Origin of the sequence: Glycomyces dulcitolivorans (assembly GCF_003265355.1) — a bacterium.
Lineage (GTDB): Bacteria > Actinomycetota > Actinomycetes > Mycobacteriales > Micromonosporaceae > Glycomyces > Glycomyces dulcitolivorans.
Genome location: NZ_QFRW01000024.1, coordinates 682 through 4,008 on the forward strand (window position 1 = coordinate 682; position 3,327 = coordinate 4,008).

The 3,327-nt window shown below is 70.8% G+C and carries 5 protein-coding genes; 3 read left to right on the top strand and 2 right to left on the bottom strand.

Going from position 1 to position 3,327, the window contains the following annotated elements; genetic code table 11:
- A partial coding sequence (msrA, locus tag DI269_RS00730; RefSeq protein WP_112133252.1) for a peptide-methionine (S)-S-oxide reductase MsrA occupies positions 1 to 563 on the bottom strand: 563 nt, incomplete at its 3' end.
- Positions 564 to 628: 65 nt separating this feature from the next.
- Here msrA and DI269_RS00735 point away from each other — a divergent pair.
- The gene (locus DI269_RS00735) at positions 629 to 1,024 is read left to right on the top strand and encodes a VOC family protein (RefSeq protein WP_112133249.1); all 396 of its coding nucleotides are present in this window, start codon (positions 629 to 631) and stop codon (positions 1,022 to 1,024) included.
- Between the two features lie 202 nt (positions 1,025 to 1,226).
- Here DI269_RS00735 and DI269_RS00740 read toward each other — a convergent pair whose 3' ends face one another.
- On the bottom strand, positions 1,227 to 1,490 hold the full coding sequence (locus DI269_RS00740) for a hypothetical protein (protein WP_112133250.1): 264 nt from the start codon (positions 1,488 to 1,490) through the stop codon (positions 1,227 to 1,229).
- A gap of 94 nt (positions 1,491 to 1,584) precedes the next feature.
- Here DI269_RS00740 and DI269_RS00745 point away from each other — a divergent pair, with 94 nt between their 5' ends.
- Together DI269_RS00745 and DI269_RS00750 are read left to right on the top strand one after the other, a co-directional pair.
- Positions 1,585 to 2,733, top strand: a complete 1,149-nt coding sequence (locus DI269_RS00745) for a cystathionine gamma-synthase (RefSeq protein ID WP_112133251.1) — start codon at positions 1,585 to 1,587, stop codon at positions 2,731 to 2,733.
- A gap of 51 nt (positions 2,734 to 2,784) precedes the next feature.
- On the top strand, positions 2,785 to 3,327 hold a 543-nt coding region (locus tag DI269_RS00750; RefSeq protein ID WP_269814126.1), incomplete at its 3' end, for an amidase family protein.

A 3,327-nucleotide genomic window follows, 5' to 3' on the forward strand; every position in this document is an offset into this window, starting at 1 on the left:
ACGCCGACCGGGCAGGACAGGCCGTTGGGGCCGTGGTTGCAGTAGCCGTTCGGGTTCTTGTGCAGGTAGGCCTGGTGGTACTCCTCGGCGAGCCAGTAGGCCCCGGCCGGGAGGATCGCGGTGGTGATCGGGCCGAGCCCGGCGCCGCGCACGACCGGCTCGAACGCGGCCCTGCTCGCCTCGGCGGCGGCCTGCTGCTCGGGTGTGGTCGTGTAGATGACGGACCGGTACTGGGTGCCGATGTCGTTGCCCTGGCGCATGCCCTGCGTCGGGTCGTGGTTCTCCCAGAAGACCTTGAGCAGGTCGTCGTAGTCGACGTTCGCCTTCTCGTAGACGACCTTCACGACCTCGGCGTGGCCGGTCAGGCCGGTGCAGACCTCCTCGTAGGAGGGCTTCTCGGTGTTGCCGCCCATGTAGCCGACGGAGGTCGTCCACACGCCGGGGACGCGCCAGAACAGGCGCTCGGCGCCCCAGAAGCAGCCCATGCCGAAGTACGCGGATTCGGCGTCGGGACCGGGGGTGCCTTCGATGGGGTGCTTGAGTACCGGGTGCGTGATGGTCATCCTGCAAGTCTGTCACGCGCGGATAACGACTGCCATGTGTCGCGGGCGACCGCTAGCGTGGGCGGATGGTCTCTCGAATCAACCAGTTCACGTTCGACAGCCGCGACGGCTACACCCTCTGCCAGTGGTGGAAGCAGGTCACCGGCTACACCGAGAACCCGGAGTTCCCGAACAGCCCCGACGAGGAGGAGAACTACATCGGCCCCGGCGGGGAGCGGGGCGGGCTGCTCTTCATCAACGTCCCGGAGCCGAAGGCGGTCAAGAACCGCATGCACCTCGACCTCTCCCCGGAGACCGCCACCCGCGACGAGGAGGTCGAGCGCCTCCTCGCCCTCGGCGCGACCCTCCACGAGGACCACCGCACCGAGAACGGCGCCGGCTGGGTCACCCTCCTGGACCCCGAGGGCAACGAGTTCTGCATCGAGCGGTCCGACGCGGAGCGCGAGGCCGCCAAGGGCTGAACGCGAGCGGTCCTCGATCCGCGGTCGCCCCCGTTTCGAATATGACGCGGGGGTACGACAGCGGAGACGGCGGCGCCGACGACAGCAGAAACGTCAGCGGAAACGACCGCGGGCGCCCGCTGCGGTCATCGACGGCCGGTGAAGGCCGCCGAGGCAGCGGGCGCCCGCGATGCGAAGTCTGAGGGCGCTGCGGCCGAGGGGTCTACTTCTCCGCCACGGCGTCGAGCTCGCCGTCGCCGTCGGCGTCCACCGCGACCGTGTCGTACTTGCCGTCGCCGTCGTGGTCGACCAGCACGTGGTCGATGACGCCGTCGCCGTCCTTGTCCACCGCGAGGAGGTCCGCGGTGCCGTCGCCGTCGACGTCCACGTGGTACTCGACCGACCCGTCCTCGTTGCGGCGCACGCCGACCGTCTCGTCGACACCGTCGCCGGTGATGTCCATCTGGTGTACTTCGTCGAAGCCCATGAGGCATCTCCTAAGTAGGGAAGTGGTAAGTGTCGACTGCACGATAGCGCGCCTATCCATAGCCAGTGGTACTCGCGTCGGCTAGCTTAGGGACATGCATGACGGTCACGGGTTTTCCACACTCGCCATCCACGCCGGTCAGGAGCCGGATCCGCTTACGGGGGCGGTCGTTCCGCCGATCTACGCGACCTCCACCTACAAGCAGGACGGGGTCGGCGGCCTGCGCGGCGGCTACGAGTACTCCCGGTCGGGCAACCCGACCCGGACGGCGCTGGAGACCTGCCTGGCCGCCATCGAAGGCGGCACCAGGGCGTTCGCGTTCGCCTCCGGCCTCGCCGCCGAGGACACGATCCTGCGCGCGCTCCTGTCCCCCGGCGACCACGTGGTCATCCCCGACGACGCCTACGGCGGCACGTTCCGCCTGTTCGACAAGGTCGCGACCCGCTGGGGCCTGCGCTACACCGCCGCCCCGATCACCGACCTCGCGTCGGTCGCCGCGGTCATGAGCGAGGGCACCAAGCTGGTGTGGATCGAGACGCCCACCAACCCGCTGCTCAACATCGCCGACATCGAGCAGATCGCCGACCTCGCGCACCGCCACGGCGCGCTCGTCGTCGTCGACAACACCTTCGCGAGCCCCTACCTCCAGCAGCCGCTCGCGCTCGGCGCCGACGTCGTCGTCCACTCCACCACCAAGTACATCGGCGGGCACTCCGACGTCATCGGCGGCGCCGTCATCGTCCGCGACAATGAACTCGCCGACGCGATCGCCTTCCACCACAACGCCATGGGCGCCGTCTCCGGCCCCTTCGACGCGTTCCTGACGCTGCGCGGCATCAAGACCCTCGGCGTCCGCATGGACCGCCACTGCGACAACGCCGAGCGCGTCGCCGAGTTCCTCTCCGGCCACGCCAAGGTCGCCGAGGTCCGCTACCCCGGCCTCGCCGAGCACCCCGGACACGACGTCGCGGGCAAGCAGATGAAGCGCTACGGCGGCATGGTCTCCTTCCGCCACAAGGACGGCGAGCAGGCCGCGGTCGACCTGTGCGCCCGCACCGAGGTGTTCACGCTCGGCGAGTCGCTCGGCGGCGTCGAATCCCTCATCGAGCACCCGGGGCGCATGACCCATGCCTCGGTCGCCGGCAGCGCCCTCGAAGTCCCCGCGGACCTCGTGCGCCTGTCGGTCGGCATCGAAGACGCCGACGACCTCCTGGCCGACCTGCGCCAGGCGCTCGGCGGCTGACCCGATCGTCCTCCCGTCGAAACCCCAGTCCCCCGCGAGAAAGGACGATCAGTGAGCTGGTCGGGAACCACCGCGCAGCAGATAGCGAAGGCGGTCCGGCGCGGCGACGCGGACGCGGCGTTCGTCGTCGACCACCATCTTCGCCGCATCGAGGACCACCGGGAGGCCGACGCCGCCCTCACCAGCGTCCGCAAGATCGAGTCCCTCGCCGAGGCCGCGGCCGTCGACGAGATCGAGAACCGCGACTCCCTGCCCGCCGCAGGGGTCCCCGTCGCGATCTGCGAGCAGCTGCCCGTCGCCGGGCACGCCCCGCGGCTCGGCTCCAACGCGGCGGTCCTCCCGATCGCCGACACCGACCACCGTGCGGTGCAGCGCATCCGCGGCGCCGGCGCGGTCGTCGTCGCCTTCGGGCGGTCCTCCGAACTGGGGCTGTGGCCCGCCACCGACGACGACGGCAACGTCCCCGCCAACCCCTGGCGCCCCGACCGCGGCATCGGCGGCCCCTCCGGCGGCACCGCCCTCGCGGTCGCCACCGGCGCGGCCCCGATCGGCATCGGCCTCGACGGCCCCGGCTCGGCCGGCGGCGTCCGCACC

Excerpts from the sequence above, each read along its gene's own strand:
- DI269_RS00735 (WP_112133249.1), top strand. The coding sequence starts at position 629 with ATGGTCTCTCGAATCAACCAGTTCACGTTCGACAGCCGCGACGGCTAC.
- DI269_RS00740 (WP_112133250.1), bottom strand. The coding sequence starts at position 1,490 with ATGGGCTTCGACGAAGTACACCAGATGGACATCACCGGCGACGGTGTC.
- DI269_RS00745 (WP_112133251.1), top strand. The coding sequence starts at position 1,585 with ATGCATGACGGTCACGGGTTTTCCACACTCGCCATCCACGCCGGTCAG.